Annotated in this window: 17 protein-coding genes; 6 read left to right on the top strand and 11 right to left on the bottom strand. The window is 62.8% G+C overall.

Annotation, left to right across the window (positions count from 1 at the left end):
- Window positions 1-103 precede the first annotated feature (103 nt).
- Window positions 104-1,009, bottom strand: coding sequence for a DMT family transporter (locus B0G83_RS02195; RefSeq protein WP_105505782.1), 906 nt, complete (start codon window positions 1,007-1,009; stop codon window positions 104-106).
- 284 nt (window positions 1,010-1,293) lie between these two features.
- Between B0G83_RS02195 and B0G83_RS02190 the strand changes: the two genes are divergently transcribed.
- Complete coding sequence (locus tag B0G83_RS02190; protein WP_105505781.1) at window positions 1,294-2,400, top strand: VTT domain-containing protein; 1,107 nt, start codon at window positions 1,294-1,296, stop codon at window positions 2,398-2,400.
- A 17-nt stretch (window positions 2,401-2,417) separates the two neighbouring features.
- Here B0G83_RS02190 and B0G83_RS02185 read toward each other — a convergent pair whose 3' ends face one another.
- Window positions 2,418-3,287, bottom strand: a complete 870-nt coding sequence (locus B0G83_RS02185) for a CHAD domain-containing protein (RefSeq protein WP_105505780.1) — start codon at window positions 3,285-3,287, stop codon at window positions 2,418-2,420.
- Window positions 3,288-3,730: 443 nt separating this feature from the next.
- Between B0G83_RS02185 and B0G83_RS02180 the strand changes: the two genes are divergently transcribed.
- Complete coding sequence (locus B0G83_RS02180; RefSeq protein WP_105505779.1) at window positions 3,731-5,314, top strand: inorganic phosphate transporter; 1,584 nt, start codon at window positions 3,731-3,733, stop codon at window positions 5,312-5,314.
- Window positions 5,315-5,446: 132 nt separating this feature from the next.
- Here B0G83_RS02180 and ppk2 read toward each other — a convergent pair whose 3' ends face one another.
- Window positions 5,447-6,373, bottom strand: a complete 927-nt coding sequence (gene ppk2 / locus B0G83_RS02175; protein WP_105505778.1) for a polyphosphate kinase 2 — start codon at window positions 6,371-6,373, stop codon at window positions 5,447-5,449.
- 310 nt (window positions 6,374-6,683) lie between these two features.
- Between ppk2 and B0G83_RS02170 the strand changes: the two genes are divergently transcribed.
- A complete protein-coding gene (locus tag B0G83_RS02170) occupies window positions 6,684-7,739 on the top strand; it encodes a S1C family serine protease (RefSeq protein WP_105505777.1) in 1,056 nt (351 codons plus the stop codon).
- A 148-nt stretch (window positions 7,740-7,887) separates the two neighbouring features.
- On the opposite strand, the gene ggt is transcribed toward B0G83_RS02170, so the two are convergent.
- The 6 genes from ggt to B0G83_RS02140 form a co-directional block, all read right to left on the bottom strand.
- Window positions 7,888-9,621, bottom strand: a complete 1,734-nt coding sequence (gene ggt / locus B0G83_RS02165) for a gamma-glutamyltransferase (RefSeq protein WP_105505776.1) — start codon at window positions 9,619-9,621, stop codon at window positions 7,888-7,890.
- A gap of 132 nt (window positions 9,622-9,753) precedes the next feature.
- On the bottom strand, window positions 9,754-11,157 hold the full coding sequence (locus B0G83_RS02160; RefSeq protein WP_105505775.1) for an MFS transporter: 1,404 nt from the start codon (window positions 11,155-11,157) through the stop codon (window positions 9,754-9,756).
- A gap of 159 nt (window positions 11,158-11,316) precedes the next feature.
- A complete protein-coding gene (locus B0G83_RS02155; protein ID WP_105505774.1) occupies window positions 11,317-12,081 on the bottom strand; it encodes an NTP transferase domain-containing protein in 765 nt (254 codons plus the stop codon).
- A gap of 27 nt (window positions 12,082-12,108) precedes the next feature.
- The gene (locus B0G83_RS02150) at window positions 12,109-13,128 is read right to left on the bottom strand and encodes a flippase-like domain-containing protein (RefSeq protein ID WP_105505773.1); all 1,020 of its coding nucleotides are present in this window, start codon (window positions 13,126-13,128) and stop codon (window positions 12,109-12,111) included.
- The gene (locus tag B0G83_RS02145; RefSeq protein WP_105505772.1) at window positions 13,125-13,937 is read right to left on the bottom strand and encodes a 2OG-Fe(II) oxygenase; all 813 of its coding nucleotides are present in this window, start codon (window positions 13,935-13,937) and stop codon (window positions 13,125-13,127) included. Before B0G83_RS02145 ends, B0G83_RS02150 begins: the two co-directional genes overlap by 4 nt.
- On the bottom strand, window positions 13,934-14,641 hold the full coding sequence (locus B0G83_RS02140; protein ID WP_105505771.1) for a CDP-alcohol phosphatidyltransferase family protein: 708 nt from the start codon (window positions 14,639-14,641) through the stop codon (window positions 13,934-13,936). Before B0G83_RS02140 ends, B0G83_RS02145 begins: the two co-directional genes overlap by 4 nt.
- A 236-nt stretch (window positions 14,642-14,877) precedes the next feature.
- Here B0G83_RS02140 and B0G83_RS02135 point away from each other — a divergent pair, with 236 nt between their 5' ends.
- Window positions 14,878-15,309: a hypothetical protein gene (locus tag B0G83_RS02135; protein WP_105505770.1), complete on the top strand. Its 432-nt coding sequence runs from the start codon at window positions 14,878-14,880 to the stop codon at window positions 15,307-15,309.
- A gap of 195 nt (window positions 15,310-15,504) precedes the next feature.
- Here B0G83_RS02135 and B0G83_RS02130 read toward each other — a convergent pair whose 3' ends face one another.
- Complete coding sequence (locus B0G83_RS02130) at window positions 15,505-17,481, bottom strand: PhoX family phosphatase (RefSeq protein WP_105505769.1); 1,977 nt, start codon at window positions 17,479-17,481, stop codon at window positions 15,505-15,507.
- A 204-nt stretch (window positions 17,482-17,685) separates the two neighbouring features.
- Window positions 17,686-18,222 carry a hypothetical protein gene (locus B0G83_RS02125; RefSeq protein ID WP_105505768.1) on the bottom strand — a complete coding sequence of 179 codons (537 nt, stop codon included), beginning with the start codon at window positions 18,220-18,222 and terminating at the stop codon, window positions 17,686-17,688.
- 626 nt (window positions 18,223-18,848) lie between these two features.
- Here B0G83_RS02125 and B0G83_RS02120 point away from each other — a divergent pair.
- The gene (locus B0G83_RS02120) at window positions 18,849-20,000 is read left to right on the top strand and encodes a porin (RefSeq protein ID WP_105505767.1); all 1,152 of its coding nucleotides are present in this window, start codon (window positions 18,849-18,851) and stop codon (window positions 19,998-20,000) included.
- A 192-nt stretch (window positions 20,001-20,192) separates the two neighbouring features.
- Window positions 20,193-20,657 carry a hypothetical protein gene (locus B0G83_RS02115; protein ID WP_374954880.1) on the top strand — a complete coding sequence of 155 codons (465 nt, stop codon included), beginning with the start codon at window positions 20,193-20,195 and terminating at the stop codon, window positions 20,655-20,657.
- Window positions 20,658-20,736 lie beyond the last annotated feature (79 nt).

Below are 20,736 nucleotides of genomic sequence, written 5' to 3'. Positions count from 1 at the left end.
AATGGGATGGGCGGCCACGATCATGGCGTGCTTCATGCCGTGCTTCGTTTCGTACTTCGTTTCGTGCCTTACGCCGCGCTTTAAACCGGCTTTGCGCCGTGCTTCACGCCGTACTCCGCGCGGCGCCCATCCGGCCCACGGTGGCGAGCAACACCGCGCCGAGCACGCACGCCACGCCCGTCAGTTGCGCCGCACTCACCGGTTCGCGCAACACGAGCGCAGCCAGTGCCACCGCGCTGACCGGCACCAGCGCGGTCATTAATCCGGCCTCCGCACCGCTGATCCGCGCCGCGCCCGCATACCAGAGCACGAAACCGGCCACCGTCGGCACCAGCGCGTAGTACAGCACGCCGGCCAGCGCGTGGACATCGACCTGAAGTGCCCACGGTTTCTCGAAGCAGGCAGGCACGATCGCGACGGCGAAACCAATCCCGCACATCAACGCCGACAGCGGCAGCGGCGCGACCGGCTGATGCAGCTTCCGGTTGAGCAGAATGAAAAGCGCCTCGCAGACGATTGCCGCGAACACCAGCGCATTCCCCATCAGCGAACTCGCCGCATGCGGCGCGGTGAAATCGTCGGGATGGACGGTACACACCAGCACGCCCGTTGTGGCCAGCAGAATCGCGCCGATCAACGCCGGCGCCGGGCGCTCGCCGAGCGCGAGCATCGCCACGGCCGCCGACACCGCGGGCAAGGTGCCGGCAATCACACCGGCATCCGCGGCCGACGCGAGTTTCATGCCGCTAATCAGCAACACCGTATAGCCGACGCTGCCCGCGCCGGCCTGGGCGATCACAAGCAACGTGTCGTGGCGATCCAGGCGCGGCCAGCGCACGCCGCGCCAGCGCATGACCAGCACGAACAGCGGAAACGCGATCGCGAAGCGCAGCGCGGTCGCGCTGAACGGCGGCAAGCCGGCCGCGATCGATTTGCTGACTACCACCGTACTGCCGACGCCGAGCATCGCCAGTGCGCAAAAGAGGTATCCGAGATGCCGCGAATTCATGGTGCCGTCCTCGTCGTGGATGCGTTGAAACGAGCAGGCAGAATAGGCGCGCGGGCGGCGAGCGGTCTTGAACGAAATTGCAGCGTGCTGTCGAGCGGATCGACAAGCGGACCGGCATCGGCCCTGGCGTGGAACTCATCGAGTATGCTCAGCAAGGTGGGACGCGATGGCCGCCCGCGCGAAACACCCATGCCGGCAATCATGCCCGCCGGGAACGTACTTTGCAGGCACACTAACGAAGGCCGCTTCAAGCCGGCCCAAACGTCATAACAGGAGCGGCTCAATTGGTAGAGTTTCCGTCTTCGGCGATTGCAACCTGGGGTGGCGCGTTCGTGTTCATCAACGTCCTGTTGACGCGCCTGGGGGTGCCGATTCCCGCAGTGCCCGTGCTGCTTTTCGCCGGGTCCGCGATCGCCGCCGGCACGCTGTCGTTCTGGCCGATCCTGTGCGCCGCGGTGCTCGGCGCGCTGATCGGCGACGCCACGTGGTTCGCCGCCGGCCGTCTGTATGGCCGCAAGCTGATGGCCGCGCTCGGCCGGCTCTCGCCCGCAATCGATTCCAAAGTGGACAAAGCGCGCTCGCTATTCGAACGCTTCGGCGTACCGCTCGTGTCGATCTCGAAGTTCGTCCCCGGCCTCGCGCTAATTACCCCACCGCTGATGGGCACGACAGCCGTCGACACGCGTATCTATGCGGCCTGGGATCTGGTGGGCGTGCTCGCGTGGGCCAACTTCTGGCTGCTCGGCGGCGCTGCGGCGGAACGGCAGTTGCACATGCTGCTCGACCTGGTGAAAGCGCGCGGCGGTACGGTGATCGATATTCTGCTGGGCGCCGCGCTCGTCTATCTGCTTTACCGGATGCATCAACGGCGGCGTGAGCGTCGGCGATTCGCGCAGGCGGCTTCGGCCGAGACAGCGCAAAACGCGCCGCGCGGCTGGCGACGAATCGTGCCGCCCAAGGTGCTCGACGCGCGCCCGCAGGCGCTCGCGCTCGATACGCAGCGCACGATTCCCGGCGCGCTCGCACTCGATCCGCATTCGACCGAGCAGATCGACTTCGCACTTCGCACGTACGACAGGGTGATTTACTGCATTTGCCCGGATAGCGCGACTGCGGTGGAGATCACGCAGCGCATGCGGTTGGGCGGCTATACGCGGATTCGCGCGTTGAGAGGTGGGCTGGACGCGTGGCAACGGCGCGGTTTTCCCGTCGAGCCGCTCGGGGCGGCCGACGCAGTGACCACCGGCAAACGACCGCCGCCGCCCGACGACGCGATCAACGGCACGCGCGGCAACTTCCGCGACATCCGCGACACGCCCACCCTGCATGACGAAACTCGCGGCGCGATCACGCTGCGCGGTTTCGCGCCGCGCCGCAGTCAAAGCACGTAACCGGCGCGATAGTCCGCTCAGTGATTGCGCAGCAGACTGGCCGCCGACCGCATCCGCCGTTTGCGCTCTTTCTTCAGCCAGTGAAGCGCCGCGTCGGTGTCGCCGGCATCGGCCAGCAACGCGGCATTGTCACGCAGCAGCATTTCGCTGGCGACGATATCGTTTAGCGTCCCGAAGCGTTTCTGAATCTGTTTCAAACGCTTGAGCGTGCGCTTATGGCCGCCGCTCAGCACCGGCGCAAAAAACTCCAGCAGATAGCGCAGTTTCTTGCCTTCCTTTCTGACATCGTGAAAGGCGGTGTAGTTGGCGCGCTTCGCCCGGCGCGCGTGCTTCATGCGCTTCTTCAAGGCGCGTTCCGACGCCGCCACGCGTTGATTGGCGAATTCCTGCAGCGGCACGCGCTCCGGCCCGGTGTTCAATTCCCTGGCGGCGCTGCTCAGCGCCTCGCGCAGCAAATGCTTGACGTCCGCGTTCGAGAGCGTTTCCCGGCTCGTGGCCAAGGCCTCGTCGCGTGCTTCCCGAAGCTTGGGCGCAAGGTCGCTCGCGCCGCTACCCTTGCGGCTCAGCAACTCGTTCAGGATGTCCCAGTCACGCGTCTTGCCGGCCGCCGTGGCCAGGTACTTGTATAGCGCGCGTTGCCGCGTGTTCTCGCCTTTTTCGAGCAAGGGCTGGAAAGCCCACCACAGGGAACGCAGACGCCGCAGCGACACGCGAAACTTGTGCAGCGTTTCGGGCGAGGCGCCTTCGCGAACCGCTTTGCCCTCCTCGATCGCTTCGTCGACGAGCGGTTCGGCGTAGGCCGTGAAGGCGGCTTGCGCCGACGGTTCCGCGCCGCCCGGCTCACTGTCGGCGGCGTGTTTGTCCATTTTCCGGTGCTCTCCGTTCATTGGCGCCCCTTTTCCGTTCCTCTCTGGAGCGTAGCAAAAAAAGCGCCCAGCGGGGTTGAGCGCGTGCGTTCGCCACAGCCAAGGTCGGGAAAAAGTGCGCGACCCTTACGCCAGACCCGAAGATATTTTTACCGCGTTCGATAGCGCGACGGCCTATCACCGACTATCTTCAACATACGTGTCGCCGCTCGCGCGAACGCATCAAGCCCGCGCCCGCGACCCGCGTGACATGCATGCAAACAACATGCAGTTGTTTTCGGACATCTGACGATCCATGTCCGCCAGCTTTCACTCAATTTTTTGTTGAAACGGCCCGCGGCCTTTACCCGCGTGCCTTCCCGCGCGACTCGGGTTCCGCCGGGGCGTCATGTCATTGTCATCATTACGACACACATGCCCCGCAGGATCGGCAGTTCCGCGACAAAACTCTTGGGGCACAAGTCATGCCGGAACTTTCGTATCCGCAACCAGGCACCGCTGCTAAAGGCCGCAATCTCAGCCTCCTCATCTTCTTCGCGGTTATCGCCATCGGCGCCGCTTACTGCGCCATGCATCTGGTGGACGATCTGCAACCGGTCCGCGAGAGCTCGGTTCTACCGTACCTGCTGCTCGGCGTGGCGCTGCTGATCGCGCTCGGCTTCGAATTCGTCAACGGCTTCCATGACACCGCCAATGCGGTCGCCACGGTGATCTACACGCATTCGCTCGCACCGAACCTGGCGGTGGTGTGGTCGGGAACGTGGAATTTCCTCGGCGTGCTGACCTCGACCGGCGCGGTCGCGTTCGGTGTGCTCCAACTGCTGCCTGTCGAACTGATCTTGCAGGTGGGCAGCAGCGCCGGTTTCGCGATGGTCTTCGCGCTGCTGATCGCCGCCATCATCTGGAACCTCGGCACCTGGTATTTCGGACTGCCGTCGTCGAGCTCGCACACGCTGATCGGCTCGATCATCGGCGTAGGTCTGATGAATCAGCTGATGCACGGCGCGAACGGCACGAGCAGCGTGGACTGGAACCAGGCGCTCGGCGTCGGCAAGTCGCTGCTGTTTTCGCCGCTTGTGGGCTTTCTCGCGTCGGCGTTGCTGCTGCTGGTTCTGAAAGCCGTGGTGCGGATTCCCGCGCTGTATGCCGAGCCGAAGGGCAAGGAACCGCCGCCGTTCTGGATTCGCAGCCTGCTGATTCTGACCTGCACGGGCGTGTCGTTCGCACATGGTTCGAACGACGGTCAGAAAGGCATGGGCCTCATCATGCTGATCCTGATCGGCACGGTGCCGACCGCGTATGCGCTGAACAAGGCGGTCACGCCGGCGGAAACGCAAACGTATCTGGCGGTCGCGCAACATGCGTCGGTGACGCTCGGCAAATACACACAAGGCGCCGCACCGTCGACCAACCCGCGTGGCGACGTCGAAGCCTATGTCCGCACCCGTCAGTTGGCGCCAGCCACCTTGCCGGCCTTGCAGCAACTGACGGAGCAGATCGCCCACCAAGTGGGAGAATCGGGCTCGATGGGCGCCGTGCCGCAGGGCATCGTCGACAACGTGCGCAACAACATGTACGTGGCGTCCGAAGCCATTCGACTGATGGAGAAGGCCAAGCAACCGGCGTTCGCGCCGGAAGACGCCAAGGCCATCGACAACTTCAAGGCGCAAACCGATCACGCCACCAAGTTCATTCCGACGTGGGTGAAGGTCGCGGTGGCGATTGCGCTGGGTCTCGGCACGATGGTCGGCTGGAAGCGCATTGTGGTGACGGTCGGCGAGAAGATCGGCAAGCAGCATCTGACGTATGGACAGGGCGCGTCGGCGGAAGTCGTCGCGATGCTGACGATCGGCGCGGCCGACATGTACGGCCTGCCGGTGTCGACGACGCACGTGTTGTCGTCCGGTGTGGCGGGCACGATGGCGGCTAACGGCTCGGGCCTGCAATGGGGCACGGTGCGTAGCCTGATCCTCGCGTGGGTGCTGACGCTGCCGGTGTCGATCGCACTCGCCGCGGGTTTGTATTGGGTGTTCCGGATGGTGTTCTAAAGAACGTTTCTCAAGAAGCCGCCGGTCCGCGATCAGGTTCGCGGGATCGGCGAGGCTGAACGAAAAAGCGCGGCTCACAGGCCGCGCTTTTTCTTTGTGCCGAGCGCCGCAAAGCGCCCGGTCGCCGGGTGCTTAGTAAAGCTCAGGCACGATCATGGACGCCGGCACCGGCTGGCGGCTGTATTCGTCGTTATGAACACGCGCCGGCAGCTCGATCGCGGGATGTTCAACCTCGTGATAGGGCATCTGGCTCAGCAGATGATGAATGCAGTTCAGGCGCGCACGCTTCTTGTCGACCGCCTGCACGACCCACCACGGCGCCTCGGGAATGTGCGAGCGCTGCAGCATCACTTCTTTCGCCTGTGTATAGGCTTCCCAGCGACGGCGGCTTTCCAGATCCATCGGACTCAGTTTCCACTGCTTCAGCGGATCGTGAATGCGGTTCTGGAAGCGGATTTCCTGCTCTTCGTCGGTAATCGAAAACCAGTATTTGAGAATCTGCACGCCGCTGCGCGCCAGCATCTTTTCGAATTCCGGCACCGAGCGGAAGAACTCTTCGTATTCTTCGTCGCTGCAAAAATTCATCACACGTTCAACGCCCGCGCGGTTGTACCAGCTACGATCGAACAGCACCATTTCGCCGCCTGCCGGCAGATGCGAAACGTAGCGCTGGAAATACCACTGCGTGCGTTCACGGTTATTCGGCGCGGGCAGCGCGGCCACGCGGCACACGCGCGGATTGAGGCGCTGCGTGATGCGTTTGATCGCGCCGCCCTTGCCGGCCGCATCGCGTCCTTCGAAAATCACCACGAGGCGGTGGCCGGTCTGCACGATCCAGTCCTGCAGTTTGACGAGTTCGCCCTGCAGACGGAACAACTCGCGGAAGTACATCTTGCGGGCTTCGCGATGCTCGGCCGTGAAGCCTTCCGCGCCGTCGATAATGCGGTCGTCGACTTCCATTTCGAGCTCTTCGTCGTACGCGTCGATGAGGTCTTCCTCGAAACGGCGTTGCCGCTCGGCGAGCACTTCGGCTTCAGGTCTCGGATCCAGCTCTTTCATTGCGGCTCTCCTGGCAACGGAAATGGTTAAGCGCGCGGCGAGAAGTCCGACGCGAACGCGTTCGATTATCGAAGCGCGAGGTGTCAGCCGTGTTACCGCCGCGACCGCAGTTCGGCGCCCGGTGGGTGCCTGCGCACTTATCGGCACGTATTGGCACGTTAGGCACGATTGCGGAGCATGCGCGGCCGGCTCACCTTGTCGTCATCCATGATAGCGACTTTTGCGGCCTCCTCCGGCGGCGCCTGCTGCATGGACTTGAAAACGTTGGCGACGCCCCGCATCTGCGTACCCGTTTATCCGGAGCATCGCCATGGGAAGCCGCCCACGCTTCATCGATGGCCTGTCGCGCGCCGCATCCGACGCCCCCGGGCCGAATCCACTCAATCCCTTATCCGACGACGCCCTGCTCGACGCCTATTCCCGCACCGTGATCGGCGCGCTGGAACGCGTGCAGCAGGCGGTCGCCTTCATTTCCGTCGAACGCAGGCTGCCTAACGAGACGTCCGTGCACGGACACGGACGCGAGCGCGGCGCGCGCGGCGGCACCGGCTCAGGCTTTCTGTTCACGCCCGACGGCTATCTGCTCACCAATAGCCACGTCGTGCACGGCGCCACGCACATCCAGATCACGCTGGCCGACGGCACGAAATTCGACGCCGATCTGGTCGGCGACGATCCGGGCAGCGATCTCGCCGTGTTGCGGATCGGCTCGCCGGAGCCGTTGCCGCATGTCGAACTCGGCGAATCGTCCAAGCTGCGCGTCGGCCAGATTGCGATTGCGGTAGGCAATCCGCTCGGGCTCGCGCAAACCGTCACGACCGGCGTGGTGTCGGCGCTCGGCCGTTCGCTGCGCTCGAACTCCGGCCGCATGATCTATGACGTGATCCAGACCGACGCCGCGCTGAATCCCGGCAATTCCGGCGGTCCGCTGATCAATTCCGCCGGTCAGGTGATCGGCGTGAATACGGCGATCATTCCCGGCGCACAGGCCATCTGTTTCGCCACGGCGATCGATACCGCCAAGTGGGTCATCATGCAGATCTTCACGCGTGGCCGTGTCCGGCGCGCTTATATCGGCGTGGCCGGCACCACGAAGCCGCTCGCGCGGCGCGTGCAGCGCTATTTCGGCCTGAGCTCGGAAAGCGGCGTCTACGTGATGGAAATCGTCAAAGGCAGCCCGGCTTCGCTGGGCGGTTTGCGTACCGACGACACGGTCGTCGCGATCGACTCACTCGCCGTGCAGGACGTGGATAGTCTGCAGCGCGCGCTCGACGCGTCGCGGATCGATAAACCGGTGAACGTGACGGTATTGCGCGGCACGCAGCGGCTCGAATTGAAGTTGACGCCGGTCGAGCAGACGAGTTGAGTGAGCGGTTTGCAATGAGTGTCGTCGCGCGTTCGTTTCGGGTGCGTACAAAAAAGGCCTCGCGCTCAATCGAGCACGAGGCCTTCTGGCTACGACCCGCGGTGCGTCCGCGTCAACGAATCCGCACCGCCTGGCGTCATTCAGACACTTACGGAATCACCCGCGTCACACCACGGCCGCGCGGGTCGGCTGCCGCTTCGGGCGTATCGCCGTTCACCTTGATCGCCTGAATGTCGCCGCTGAAATCCTGCCCCTTCAGCGTGTAACCCTTGGCTTCGATCTGCTGGGCGAGTTCGCCCTCGATCGGCTTGTACGGCTCCCAGAAGATCGTGTTCGGCGGCAACAGCTGATGATGGAAACGCATCGCAGCCACTGCGTCCTGCAACGGCATGTTGAAGTCGTAGATGTTGTTGATCACCTGGAAGATCGACGTGAAGATGCGCGAGCCGCCCGGCGTGCCGATCACCAGCGACACCTTGCCGTCTTTGGTCAGAATGGTCGGGCTCATCGACGACAGCGGACGCTTCTTCGGTTCGATCGAATTCGCGTCGCTGCCCACCACGCCGAACATATTCGCCACGCCCGGCTTCGCGGAGAAGTCGTCCATCTCGTCGTTCAGCACGATGCCGGTGCGATCCGCCACCACGCCCGAACCGAAATAACCGTTGATGGTGTAGGTATTCGACACCGCGTTACCCCACTTGTCGATCACCGAGAAGTGCGTGGTTTCGGCTTTCTCCGGCATGGTGGTGCCGAGACCCGGTTGCACGCTCTTCGTGTCCGACGGGGTGTTCGGATTGACCTCGGCGGCGCGTTTGGCGAGATACGCGTCGTCGGTCAATTGCGCGATCGGTACCTTGTAGAAGTCCGGATCGCCGAGATACTGCGCGCGGTCCGCGAAGACCCGCTTCTCGATTTCAGCGATCAGATGCACGTATTGCGCGGAATTGAGCGTGACGTCCTTGAAGTCAGGCGCGATGTCGGCCTTCATCTTCAGCAACTGCACGAGGCCGATACCACCCGAGCTCGGCGGCGGCGCGGTGTACACGCGGTAGCCGTTCCAGTCGGCCTGGATCGGTTGACGCCAGACGGCCTTGTACTGCTGCAGGTCGGCCTTGGTAATCAGACCATGCCCGCGCATGGACGCCGCGATCAGGTCGGCCGTCTTGCCCTGATAGAAGTCTTTCGCGCCCTGATCCGAAATACGCTGCAGCACGGCGGCGAGATCCGGTTGCTTGAAGTTGACGCCCTGCTTCAGATTGCCGAAGTACGTGTCGAAATTGGTCTTGCCGGCGAAGTCTTTCGCAGACGCGTCGCGGCGTTCCTGCAGTTGCTGGCTGACCTCGAAGCCATCGGTCGCATAGTGAATGGCCGGTGCGAGCACCTGCTTCCACTTGAGCTTGCCGAAACGGCGCTGCGCCTGCCACATGCCGTCCACGGTGCCCGGCACGCCCACTGCCCGATAGCCGAACAGGCTCATGCCCTTGATGACCTCGCCCTTGTCGTCGAGATACATGTTCTTGGTCGCGGCGAGCGGTGCGCGTTCGCGATAGTCGAGGAAGTACGGCTTGCCGTCGACATACAGCGTCATGAACCCGCCGCCGCCGATGTTGCCCGCTTCCGGATACGTCACGGCAAGCGTGAAGGCAATCGCGACGGCCGCGTCGACCGCATTGCCGCCTTCCTTGAAGATCTGTTCGGCGGCGTCGGCGCTGTACTTGTCCGCGACCGCGATGGCGGAGGCCGTGAGAATGGCCGGCTGGCCCTTAGCCGCGGTCTTCGCGACAGCGGGCGTAGCGTCGAGAAACCCGCTTGAAATGGAAACGAGTGCGACCAGCGCGAATCCGCTGGCGGACGATTTGGCGTTGCGGAACAACCTCATTGACTATCCCCCAAAGACGACTCTTTCACCTGACGAGAACGAGAGCTGCCTTGGGCTTATAACATGCAAGCCGCCTCTTTGCGAAGCCGCGAAAATCCTTAGTACGGATGCTGCGGCACGCAAAATTCGGCGTTACGCGCGGCCCCGGCTGCCGCGCGCGATCTCGTCGCCGGCGCCCTGCGGCAGGCGCGCGGTGATCGGAATCGACAGGAACGAAAACAGTCCGACCACGATAAACGCCGGCCAGAAATCGGAGAACACGATGCTCGAATGGCCCTGCACGTTGTGCGAAATCTGCAGCACGATACCCGCGATCGTCACGCCGAGCCCTAACGAAATCTGCTGGATCACGCTCGCAACACTCGTTGCACGGCCTACGTCGCGACTCGGAATATCCGCATACGCGAGCGTGTTCAACGAGGTGAATTGCAGCGACGGAAAGAAGCCGCCGAACAGCACGACGCACCAGATCAACCAGTGCGGGGTGCCCGGAAAGAACAGCCCGTAGACCGCGATGGCGAGACCCGCGCAAACCGCGTTGAACATCAGCACAGTGCGGAAACCGAAACGTTCGAGTATGCGCGACGCCGCCGCCTTCATGAAGATCGACCCGAAGGCGGATGCGCAGGTGATCGACCCCGACTTGAACGCCGTCATGCCGAGACCTTCCTGCAACGCGAGCGGCAACAGAAACGGCACCGCGCCGAGACCGATACGAAAGAGCGAGCCGCCCACCACGCTCGCGTGAAAACTCGGAATGCGCAGCAGGCGCAAGTCGAGCACCGGCAATTCGACGCGACTGGCGTACAGCACATAGAGCACGATCAGCACCACGCCGATCACGCACATGCTGACCGACACCGTGTTGGACACGAGTTCGCCGCCCACCAGCGAGAGCCCCATCATGAAGAGCGACGCGCCGCTCGCGGACAGGATGAAGCCGGTCCAGTCGAGCCGTCCGGGGTGCGCTTCGCGCACGTTGGCGATGTATTTGTTGGCCAGCCAGATGCCCAGCAGCCCGATGGGAATATTGACGACGAAGATCAAACGCCAATGCAGATAGGTCGTGATGAAACCGCCGAGCGGCGGCCCGACCACCGGTCCGAGCAAGGCCGGCACGGTTAGATAATTGACTGCGCGGATGAAGTCCGATTTCGGCACCGAACGGAAGATGATGATGCGCCCCACCGGCACCATCATCGCGCCACCAATGCCCTGCACGAAGCGCGCGATCACGAACATGCCGAGCGACGTGGAGGCCGCGCACATCAGCGAGCCGGCCATGAAAATGCCGATCGCCGTGCGAAACACCGTGCGTGAACCGAAGCGGTCGGCCACCCAGCCGCAGATGGGAATGAACACGCCGAGACCGATCACATACGCCGTGACGGCCAGCTTGAGGGTGATGGGATCCTGGCCGAGATCGCGCGCCAGAACGGGCAGCGACGTCACGATGACCGTGCCGTCCACGTTTTCCATGAACATCGCACACGCGACGATCAGCGGAACAATGAAGGTGCCTAAAGCGAGAGGCATTGGCATGACGACGGGTTGCAAGGCCGTCGGTGTAAAGCGTCGATTATGGCATCGCATCGGCAACAGATGTTGTTGTGCGAGCCGTAAACGGCAAAGAGCCGGCATCGAGCCGGCTCTTTTTGCGTTCCGCCTTCAGTCACCGAAGACGCGGGAGAAGACTTAACGCGACGCGCTGACCAGCGGTTGCAGTTGCGGCAGGATCTCAGTGCTTGCGCGCGCAACGTCGTTCGGAAAGTCGATTTCGATCCACGGAGCGCCGGTCACGTCGGCGGTGTCGAACACCTGCGTGCGTTCCAACAGCAGATCGCGCACGGCTTCTTCGTGCGGCAGGTTGGCCCGGCCGCTGTCCACGTAGCCGGCAACGATCTCCGCGAAACGCCGCGCGGTTTCCTGGCGGAAGCGGAAGAAGCCGACCGACTCGCCGATCGTGTCGTAGTCGAGATTCACGGCGAGCTGCTTGCGCAGTTCGACCGGCACGCCGTCTTTCAGACACAGCTTGACGGGTTCGTCGCCGGCTTCGAAATCACGGTCGATCAACAGCCGGTTGACCGTCTCACCCGCGACGAGCGCGTTCAGGATGCGCTCGTCGTACAGCACGTCGGCGTCCATCAGCAGCACGTCGCCACCGCGCGTCAACGCATCGGCCACCGTGTGCACCGTCAGCACGCTGCCCAGATCGTAACGCGTGTTCAGCACGGTCTCGACCTTATGCGGCCAGTTGATGCGCTCCAGTTCCCCCTGCACCGACTCCGGCTGGAAGCCGAGCGCCAGGACGACATCCGTCACGCCGGCGGTTTCGAGCATGTGCAGATGCCGCTCGAGCAGGCTCATGCCGTCGAACTGCAACAGACACTTCGGGAACTGAGCTTGCGGCGGTTGCTGAAGACGCAGGCCGAGGCCCGCTGCGAGGATGATGGCACGCATGCGCGGTCCTTTGAAAAAATACGGAGTTTAATCGACAACCGGCACGCGCCCCGTGGCGCGCCGCCGTTGCCAGCTTCGTTCGCTGAAGTGCAAAACCAGCAAGCCCGGCAAGCCTAACAGGATTTCGCGCGCGCGCTTGGCCAGCGACAACGCCAGCGCCGCTTCCGGCGGCAAACCGACCAGCGGCGCGAGCAGCAGATAACCGCCTTCCTGCACGCCGAGCGAACCCGGAATCATAAACGCTGCGCCGCGGATCGCCTGACCCAGACTTTCCAGCAGTAAAGCGTCGACCCAGTCGACCGGATGGCCGAGAAAGCGCAACGCGAGCCACACTTCGACCGTGCCGACGATCCAGCCCGCCAGACTCAACGCGAAGCTCGCCGCGACCCGGCCGCGCTCGCGGTACATGGCCTGTACGGCGGCGTCGACGGCTTCGGCGCGTGTCATCAACGAGGACCAGTCGCGCTTGCCGAAGACTTTCGACACCACGCCGAGCAGCTTGCCGAACAGACCGCGACGCTGCGCAAAGTAGAAACCGACGATCATCGCGCCCAGCACGCCGGTGGCGATCAACGTGGCGGTTTGCAAATCGTGCAACGCGCCGTGTGCGGCGTACGCGCCGAACAGCAGCAGACCGCCCAGCGCGAAGATGATTTGCGCGAGCGCCTGCGCCGTGGTGCTGACGGTGATTGCGGCGGCCGCGTCGCGCATGCGCATGCCGCGCTGCGACAGTTGCCGGACCATGACGACCGGACCGCCGATCTGACCGGCCGGCAGCAGACTATTCACCGACTCGCCGATCCAGCGTCCAAACAGCGCGTCGCGCAGCGACAGATCGTGATGCACGCCGTCGTGACGGCGGCGGAACAGCACGGAAATCGCGCCGGCGTCGAGCACGAGCGGCACGACGTGGAACAGCGCGACGAGCGCGAGCCCCCAACCGGCGGCGAGCAGCGTCGACGCGATCGAACCGAAACCCTGCCACGCCAGCAAGCCGACAAACAGCGCCGTCCCGATCGACAGCAGAATCAGGGCCGCGCGACTCACAACCGATCCTTGCCGCGCGCTGTCATCTGACGGAACACCTGGCGGAAACCGAAGTACGCGATCGCGTCTTTCATGTTCGAGATGAAGCGGCGCCACGGCCGCATGTTCGGGTCGGTCACGTATTCGAACGTCAGCGACACGCGTATTTCATTCGCGCTGGCCGGCGTGATGCGATGACGCAGCTTGTCGCCGTCGAAAAACACGAGGCCGCCCGGCGGAATCTGCACCGAGCCCGGTTGATCCGGTACGTCCGGGTTGCGTGTGTGCAATTCGTAGTCGAGCCGGCACGACGATTCGTCGATCACGCCAAGCAGCAGCGTGTAGCGGCGGCCGTCATAGTACGAAGTATCGTAGTGCCAGCCGATGTGGTCGCCCGGCCGCGTGTAGTAGTACAACGCGTACGCATGCGGATCGTCGGCGGGCGAAAGCTGCAGTTTGTCGCCGCTCAGTTGCTCGAGCCAGCCAATCAGTTCCTTCGAGCGATACAACTCGGCGATGAACGGCGCGAGGCGGTCGATCGTATGACGGCTCACGCTGCCGCCCTGCTTGTGACCCGGCAGATAGTTGCGATTGACTTCGTCGAGCAGCGAACGCGCGCTGTGCGCGAGCTGGGCGGTGACTTCCGGCGCGAGAAAATCTTCCAGATAGAGGAACGCGCCCTGGTCTGCGAAATCCTTGCGCAGACGCGGGTTGTCGAAGGTACGCGTGCGGCCTGACACCGCACGGTCCGCGTTCGGCGCGGCGGCCGGCACCGCAGGGCGTTCGGCTGAAACGGGAGCGATCACGTCGTCGTTGGCTTGCGTACTCATTCGCTCGCCCACATTGGACGGGTTTCAGAAGCGCCGGCTGTCGCGATCGGCGCGACGGCAGCAGCGGCACGGCGCGCCACGCGCCAGTAGTCGCCCACCACCCAAGCGGCGAAGAGCGGCGCGCCAATCGACGCCACCACCACGAACGGCATCACGACGCTCGTCAGCGTGACAATAGGTAGCAGGTACAGCACGTCTTCGGTTTCGAAACCGCCGACCGAGGCCTGCTTCGTGCCCGCCTTGCCCGCCATTTCCTCGATGCGCATACGCAGGAAGAAAATCAGTGCGACGGCCACGCCGGCCAGCGCGCCAAGCCAGCCCGGCTCGACCTTAAGACCGCCGATGTGTGTGGCACCCACGCCCATTCCCATGCCGATGAACAGCATGACGGTGACGGCTGCGTCGCAGGCGAGGTCGTAAAAATGACCGATTCGGCTCGACTTCCCGCCGATGCGTGCGAGCTCGCCGTCCGTATGGTCGACGAAGTTCGACAGCACGATCAGGAAGGCGCCGGCATTGGCCCACGCGAAACCGCCGTGCGCGAGGCAAAGCGCGCCTGCCAGCCCGATCAGCAGGCGCAGCGTGGTGAGGTGGTTCGGCGTGACCCAGGTGTTCACTAGCGGAGTCACAAGTCGGCGGGCGAGCCGCGCGTCCCATGTTCTGGGCGGCGGAACGTTAATTGGAGTTTGGGGTCGCGAATTCATAACCCGGAAATATATACGGGATCGAGAAAGATTGCTTTCTTCCCGGCCGTTTCTTTGAGGTGCGTTCATTACCGCGACAGGTCAGCGGATGAGCAGAATCTGCCGAATCGATATAAAGTGCGAATCCAGTTGCGCCTGTCATGCGGGATCTCTTCGATGCGCAACGTCTTTTCGGGCCTGACGCGACGCCGCCACCCGTTGCGAACACACTACATCGAACTTTGCCGTTCACCTTTATGAAACGCTTTTTTTTCACCGTGGCGCTTGCGCTGGCCGCCGCGCTGCCCGTTACCAGTCATGCCGTCGCCCTCGACGCACCGCTCGCCTGCACTGAAAGCGGCCATCAGTTCATTGCCGATCTCGCGCAGCAACAGCTGATCGATCCGAAGCCCACGCGCGTGGAGAGCAATTCGATCAACGCCTTTTCGCCGACGTCCGGCGCCGACCTGACCGCTTACGGGTTCCATATCTTCGCGGTGGTCGGCTACGAAAAAGATGACCCGATGTTCCGCGTCGGCGACGGCGAACCGCTTGCCCGCTCCGCCTACGGCGTGGTGGTGTTCGGTAGCGAGTCCAAGGTCCAGGGCGCGATTACCGCGGCGGGCAGCACGGCGATCGTGCATCGCGTGGCGCCGCTGATCACGGCGATTTTCTGCAAGCGAAATTGAGGCGGCGCGACCGTGCGGCGGTAGTCCGCCAGGATCCCAGCCGCGCTGTTACCGTCGGGTCACACCGATCAAGCGCATCCGCGAAGTTATGAGGCCCCACGTGGGGCCTCATCTGTTTCTGGCGGACGAAAACGCCACGAGTGGCGATCGAGGCTCGGATCGCGAATGGGTTCGCCCCGCGCCGAGCCGCTCCCCTTAAAGCTTCACCGCCGCCGGATCCGCCGTCAAATATCCCACCGACGCGCCGAACCGGTCCTTGTAGTTCGCCCGCACCAGCGGCTCGAGCGTGTCGCGCAACGCCTGCGTATGCTGGCTGCCCCAATCGCCGGCGTGCTGGAAGTTGCTCATGATGTAGGTCCAGCCGTTGAGCTCGTCGACCGCGTGCAAGCCGGTCGATTCGGCGCCGGCCGGCGTCGACAGCAAACGCGTGAGCTGTTTCGTGTCGACGTTGTACGCCCACAGGAAATTGTTCACGTGATAGCCGCTGTCCTCGCCGATAAACAGCGTGCGCAGCTTCTCCGAGAACTTCAGATTGTCCGGATTGGCGACCCGCTCCGGATCGGCCTTGTTGCCGAGCGCGTCGGCGGTGATGTCTTTGCCGACCAGCAGCGCGCTGGTATGTACCGGCACCCACTCGCTGTTGATCGCCGCGCCGCCGTTGTCTTTCTGGCCGCCCGCGAGCTTGTGCTGAAGCACGCCGCCGGCGTTGATCGCGGCATCGACGGAAATATTGCTCTCCGCATTCCAACCCTTCGCCGTGTTGCCCTTCACCATCGAATCAACAATGTTCTGCAACGCCGAGTACGCGATCTTGTCCTTGATGTTGACCGTCGTGCCTTCCATCTTCGTGAAGCCCATGCTGCCGCCCGCGAGGAACGCGTAACGATGGGTTTCGAGGAAGGCCGCGACCTTCTCCTTGCCCGGCACGACCCGAACCCATTGCGCGACGCCGCTGGCGAAAACCTTCTTATAGCTGGCGTCGGCGGGATCGGTCCATTTGACGTCGATCACGTCCTGCGGACGGTTCGACTTCGCCATGGCCTCGACTTCCGCGCTCGTCGCGTGGCCCAGCTTGATCCACGACAAGTCCGCACCCGCCGCGGACGCATCGACCGAGAAGCCCGCGCCCACCTTCGCGACATACAACGTGCCGGCCGACAGATCCTTCTCCACGTCCGCTACGAACATGAAGAGGCCGCTGTTGGTCGCGTCGTCGCCCATCAGCACCGTGCGGTTGTCCGGCATGACCTGCACGAGTTCGTGCGAAATGCGTCCGAGACAATAGTGTTTCCTGACGCTGCCCGTGCCATCCGCCTTGACCGTGATCTCCGGCAGATGCCCATACAGGTAAGGGTTGAAGGCGATATTCGTGTTGCCGTACAGATTCTCGTTGTACGCCTTGTATTGCGCGAGATTGCTCGTGCTGGTCGTGAACGCATCCGGCTCGTATTCCTCGCTGGACAGATGCGTGTTCCACGGCGACAGGCTCGCGCCGCACGTGATCCACAGTCCATTCGCGGGCGACGTGTCGACGTTGTGGTACTTCACGAGCGTCAGCTTGCCGGTGGCCGGATCCTGATCCAGCGTCAACACGGCAATCGGCGACGGCAGACGGCCGTACATATCCGCACCGGACTGCGAGCGCGTCGTGTATTCGAACTGGACCACGGCGAACACCGTGTTGCCCTTGACGCCGGCCACCTTGGCGCCGTCGATCTTCAGCAGCGACGTGCCGTCCGGCGAATCCGAGAAGAACTGGCGCCGTTGCGCGGGCACCGAATTGTCGTAGATCGGCTGATTGTTGATGTCGAAGTAACCGCCCGCCAGCACGGTGCCGCCCTTGCCGTCCGGCACCATGTCGCCGGTCATGAAGAACGGCTGATAGGCGAGCTTATAGGCCCGCTTGGAGCCATCGGAATACGACACGGTCAGACTGGAGCCGACCGTGGTGGTCGCCATCAGCGCCGGATTGGCCAGCGACGGCGCCGGCATGCTGGCAAATGAAGCCGACGTGAAATTCGCGACGGGCGTGGCCGCCGGTCCAGCCAGATCGTTGCCGCCGCCGCAGGCGGTCAGCATGGACGCCGTGGCGAGGCCGCCTAACGGCAGCATCGGGGCGCCGGCCAGGAGTTTCAGGGCCTTGCGGCGGGAAAGGTCGAACGGCTCTGCCATGTTGTTGTGATCCAGGGTTCGGGTAGCGTGGGTGAATGCACAGTCGGCACGCACTCAGACCCAAAACCGCATGGCTCACGCTCGCGCCGCTATGACGCGAGGATTCTATGAAGTGAATGTGAAAGTATATTGACAGCTATTGGTAATGTTTAATTTAGCTGGTTGTCAGCAAATCCACACTACCTTGCCACGTTCGCCCCACCGTTAGCCCGGCCGGCGAAACTCGTTTTCGACCCACGCAACCGCGCTTGCCTTGCTGAGCTTGAAGTTCGGCGCGACCTGAACCTGCGCGAGCTGTGCGCCGAACAGGTCGAGCGCGGTCAGCAGCGCGTACGGCTCGATTTCGTCGGGGACGATGTCTAGCGTGATGTCGAGTTCGTCGTTGCCGTCCGCGCTCGATACGCGCACTTCTTTATGGAGCTGCGCGCGCAGTTGCTGTTCGTGGCGGCGCAGTACTTCCGACGCGGTCTTCACCAGCGTGTTGAACGCCGAGGTGTCGAGCGGTTTCGGATCTTTCTTGTTGCGGCCCATGGTCCACGGGCCGACGAGCGCCGGTTCCGCTTCGCCGTCTTTAATCATGGCGACGGCCCAGCCTTCGTCGTCTTCGTTCTTGATGACGCGCGCGGTCCAGCCGTCGTCGCGCCACAAGCGCGGTTCGTGCACGGTTTCGTCCAGTTCGGACGAGCCTTCCGTCGTGATATCGGCAGCGTTGTCGGACGATGGAAGGGGGGTGTCGGTCATTACAGGTTTACTCACGTTCGCGGGGCGGAAACACATCTGAAGCGCACGATTCTACCTGCCCGGCTCGCGCCTAATGTGGCCCTCTGACGAACGGACAAGCCGGCATCAGCCCGACGACACTCGAAATATTCTGTTTCCTTATTCGTGGGAACTTATAAATCCATTATATATTTTTTATAAAAAAACGCGGCCAATGGGCCGCGTATAAAAGATGAAAAAGACACCCTTGGTCAAAGGGTGACTCAATTGTAGACGCGCAATCCAGCGGGATAGACCATCTCAATTGGAAGAGTAAGTTGCAGAAAACGCAATGAATCCATGAATCGACGAAACGCCTTGCAGATCCTTTCCCTGTAACGATCACCGGGCGGCGTCGCGGTCGAGCAACGTCGCGGCATTGACAAGGCATTCACGAATTATCCGTGAAAAACAATTATTCTTTATTTATCCGCACTTAGCCGATTTCAATGCGCCATTACGAATTTGAAAATTCATTGTTGTGTCATATGCGATTAAAGATCGGAATAGCAGGAATACACTTCGCTGCGGATCGTCAGGCAGCCGGCGGAATCGGCGGTCGGCACTGGAATGCGATTCTCTATGCACTGTCCCGGAGTTATCTAAACATGAAAAAAACCCTCATCGCAGCAGGTCTCATGGGCGCGTTCGCGATCAGCGTTCACGCACAAAGCAGCGTGACGTTGTACGGCACGCTGGACGCCGGCCTCGTCTATTCGAACAACCAGGGCGGCCACAGCAACTGGCAGCAAGGCAGCGGTTCGGTGTCGAACACCTACTTCGGCCTGCGCGGCAGCGAAGATCTCGGCGGCGGTCTGCACGCCATCTTCACGTTGGAAAACGGCTTCAATCTGAACAACGGCCAGGACACCGAAAGCAGCACGATGTTCAACCGCCAGGCCTTCGTCGGCTTGAAAAGCGATCAGTACGGTGCGCTGACGCTCGGCCGACAATACGATTCCGTGGTCGACTACCTCGGCCCGCTGTCGGAAGCCGGTGCGGGTTACGGCAACAACCTCGCGGCGCACCCATTCGACAACGACAATCTGGACAACTCGTTCTCGATCAAGAACGCCGTGAAATACACGAGCGCGAATTACGCGGGCCTGAAATTCGGCGGTTTGTACGGCTTCAGCAACTCGGCCGGCCAGTTCTCGAACAACCGCGCGTGGAGCGCCGGTGCTTCGTACGACAACGGCCCGTTGAGCGTCGCGGCGGCTTACCTGCAACTGAACCAGTCGGGCAGCTCGAACCTGGGCGGCGCCGTGTCGCAAGGCGACGGCACCGCGGCGGTCGCGGCGAACCTGCAGCGCACCTTCGGCGCGGGCATCAACTACACGTACGGCCCGGCAACGGCCGGCTTCGTGTACACGCACACGCAACTCGACGGCATCACCGGCGTGGACGTCGGCGGCGTGACGTTGCCGGGTGTGGGCGGCACCAACCTGCATCTCGACAACTACGAGCTGAACGGTAAATACGCGCTGACGCCGGCCTTGAGCCTCGCGGCGTCGTACACGTTCACCGACGGCAAGATGTCGGGTTCGAACGGCTCGGGCGATCCGAAGTGGCACACGGTCTCGCTGCAAAGCGACTATTCGCTGAGCAAACGCACCGACGTGTACGTCGAAGGCGTGTATCAGCATGCGTCGGGCGAACTCGGCAACTTCGGCGCGAACGTCGCGTCGATCAACACGCTCGCGCCGTCGTCGACCGGCAACCAGGTGGCTGCGGCGGTCGGTCTGCGTCACCGCTTCTAAGTTTTTTCAGTGGTACCTTGCGCAGCGGATGCATCGATTCGCTGCGCAACCGAACCCGCGCGCGACACGATCGCGCGCGGGTTTTTTCATCGGGCTTACGGATCGGCGTACAACGCAGTCAGATAGTGACGACGTCGCCATGCGGTGGGTATACTGGGTCCGGCTGCCTTCCCTGCCGCAATGTGATTGCGGTTGAACGGCGGCTTCGTCGCGAAGCATGACGCACGCGTTGTAGCGCATCGCGTTACGCTTCGCCCGCGCCCCAAGTTCCCGCGCCTGACCGGGGACGCCGACGACCGGATCATGAAAAGACTTTTCCTGCTTGTCCCCGTTGCTGCCGTGACGGCTTGTCTCACTGCCTGTGGTTCCTCCAGCGGTCCGATCCGCGACGCTTCCCAGCCGATGATGTACGTGTCCTCGCAACGCGCTCCCGCCTACATCGCCGATTGCCTCGAAAGCCACTTGTCGCGTATGCGTATGTCGAACGTTGGCGGGGCGACCGAGATCGCGGTCGGCTCCGATTCGAACAACTCGTATTTCGTGACGCTGACGCCGTACAACGCCGGCTCCGTCATCAAGGTAATGCATCCGGCGAACGCACCGGACGATCCCCCTGAACCGGAAATGCGCTTTGATATCGCACGCTGCGCGACCTGAGATTCGAGTCGCCCGTTTGCATGTTGAAGGCCAGGCCGATACGCGATTTTTTTAACTCGCGGATCGGCTATTTTTTTAT

Origin of the sequence: Paraburkholderia sp. BL21I4N1 (genome assembly GCF_002973525.1) — a bacterium.
Lineage (GTDB): Bacteria > Pseudomonadota > Gammaproteobacteria > Burkholderiales > Burkholderiaceae > Paraburkholderia.
Note: the sequence above shows the minus strand (reverse complement) of the source record. Positions and strands in the feature narration are given on the sequence as shown.

Excerpts from the sequence above, each read along its gene's own strand:
- B0G83_RS02135 (WP_105505770.1), top strand. The coding sequence starts at position 14,878 with ATGAAACGCTTTTTTTTCACCGTGGCGCTTGCGCTGGCCGCCGCGCTG.
- B0G83_RS02160 (WP_105505775.1), bottom strand. The coding sequence starts at position 11,157 with ATGCCTCTCGCTTTAGGCACCTTCATTGTTCCGCTGATCGTCGCGTGT.
- B0G83_RS02155 (WP_105505774.1), bottom strand. The coding sequence starts at position 12,081 with ATGCGTGCCATCATCCTCGCAGCGGGCCTCGGCCTGCGTCTTCAGCAA.
- B0G83_RS02195 (WP_105505782.1), bottom strand. The coding sequence starts at position 1,009 with ATGAATTCGCGGCATCTCGGATACCTCTTTTGCGCACTGGCGATGCTC.
- B0G83_RS02130 (WP_105505769.1), bottom strand. The coding sequence starts at position 17,481 with ATGGCAGAGCCGTTCGACCTTTCCCGCCGCAAGGCCCTGAAACTCCTG.
- ppk2 (WP_105505778.1), bottom strand. The coding sequence starts at position 6,373 with ATGAAAGAGCTGGATCCGAGACCTGAAGCCGAAGTGCTCGCCGAGCGG.
- B0G83_RS02125 (WP_105505768.1), bottom strand. The coding sequence starts at position 18,222 with ATGACCGACACCCCCCTTCCATCGTCCGACAACGCTGCCGATATCACG.
- B0G83_RS02145 (WP_105505772.1), bottom strand. The coding sequence starts at position 13,937 with ATGAGTACGCAAGCCAACGACGACGTGATCGCTCCCGTTTCAGCCGAA.
- B0G83_RS02120 (WP_105505767.1), top strand. The coding sequence starts at position 18,849 with ATGAAAAAAACCCTCATCGCAGCAGGTCTCATGGGCGCGTTCGCGATC.
- B0G83_RS02170 (WP_105505777.1), top strand. The coding sequence starts at position 6,684 with ATGGGAAGCCGCCCACGCTTCATCGATGGCCTGTCGCGCGCCGCATCC.
- B0G83_RS02185 (WP_105505780.1), bottom strand. The coding sequence starts at position 3,287 with ATGAACGGAGAGCACCGGAAAATGGACAAACACGCCGCCGACAGTGAG.
- B0G83_RS02180 (WP_105505779.1), top strand. The coding sequence starts at position 3,731 with ATGCCGGAACTTTCGTATCCGCAACCAGGCACCGCTGCTAAAGGCCGC.
- B0G83_RS02140 (WP_105505771.1), bottom strand. The coding sequence starts at position 14,641 with ATGAATTCGCGACCCCAAACTCCAATTAACGTTCCGCCGCCCAGAACA.
- ggt (WP_105505776.1), bottom strand. The coding sequence starts at position 9,621 with ATGAGGTTGTTCCGCAACGCCAAATCGTCCGCCAGCGGATTCGCGCTG.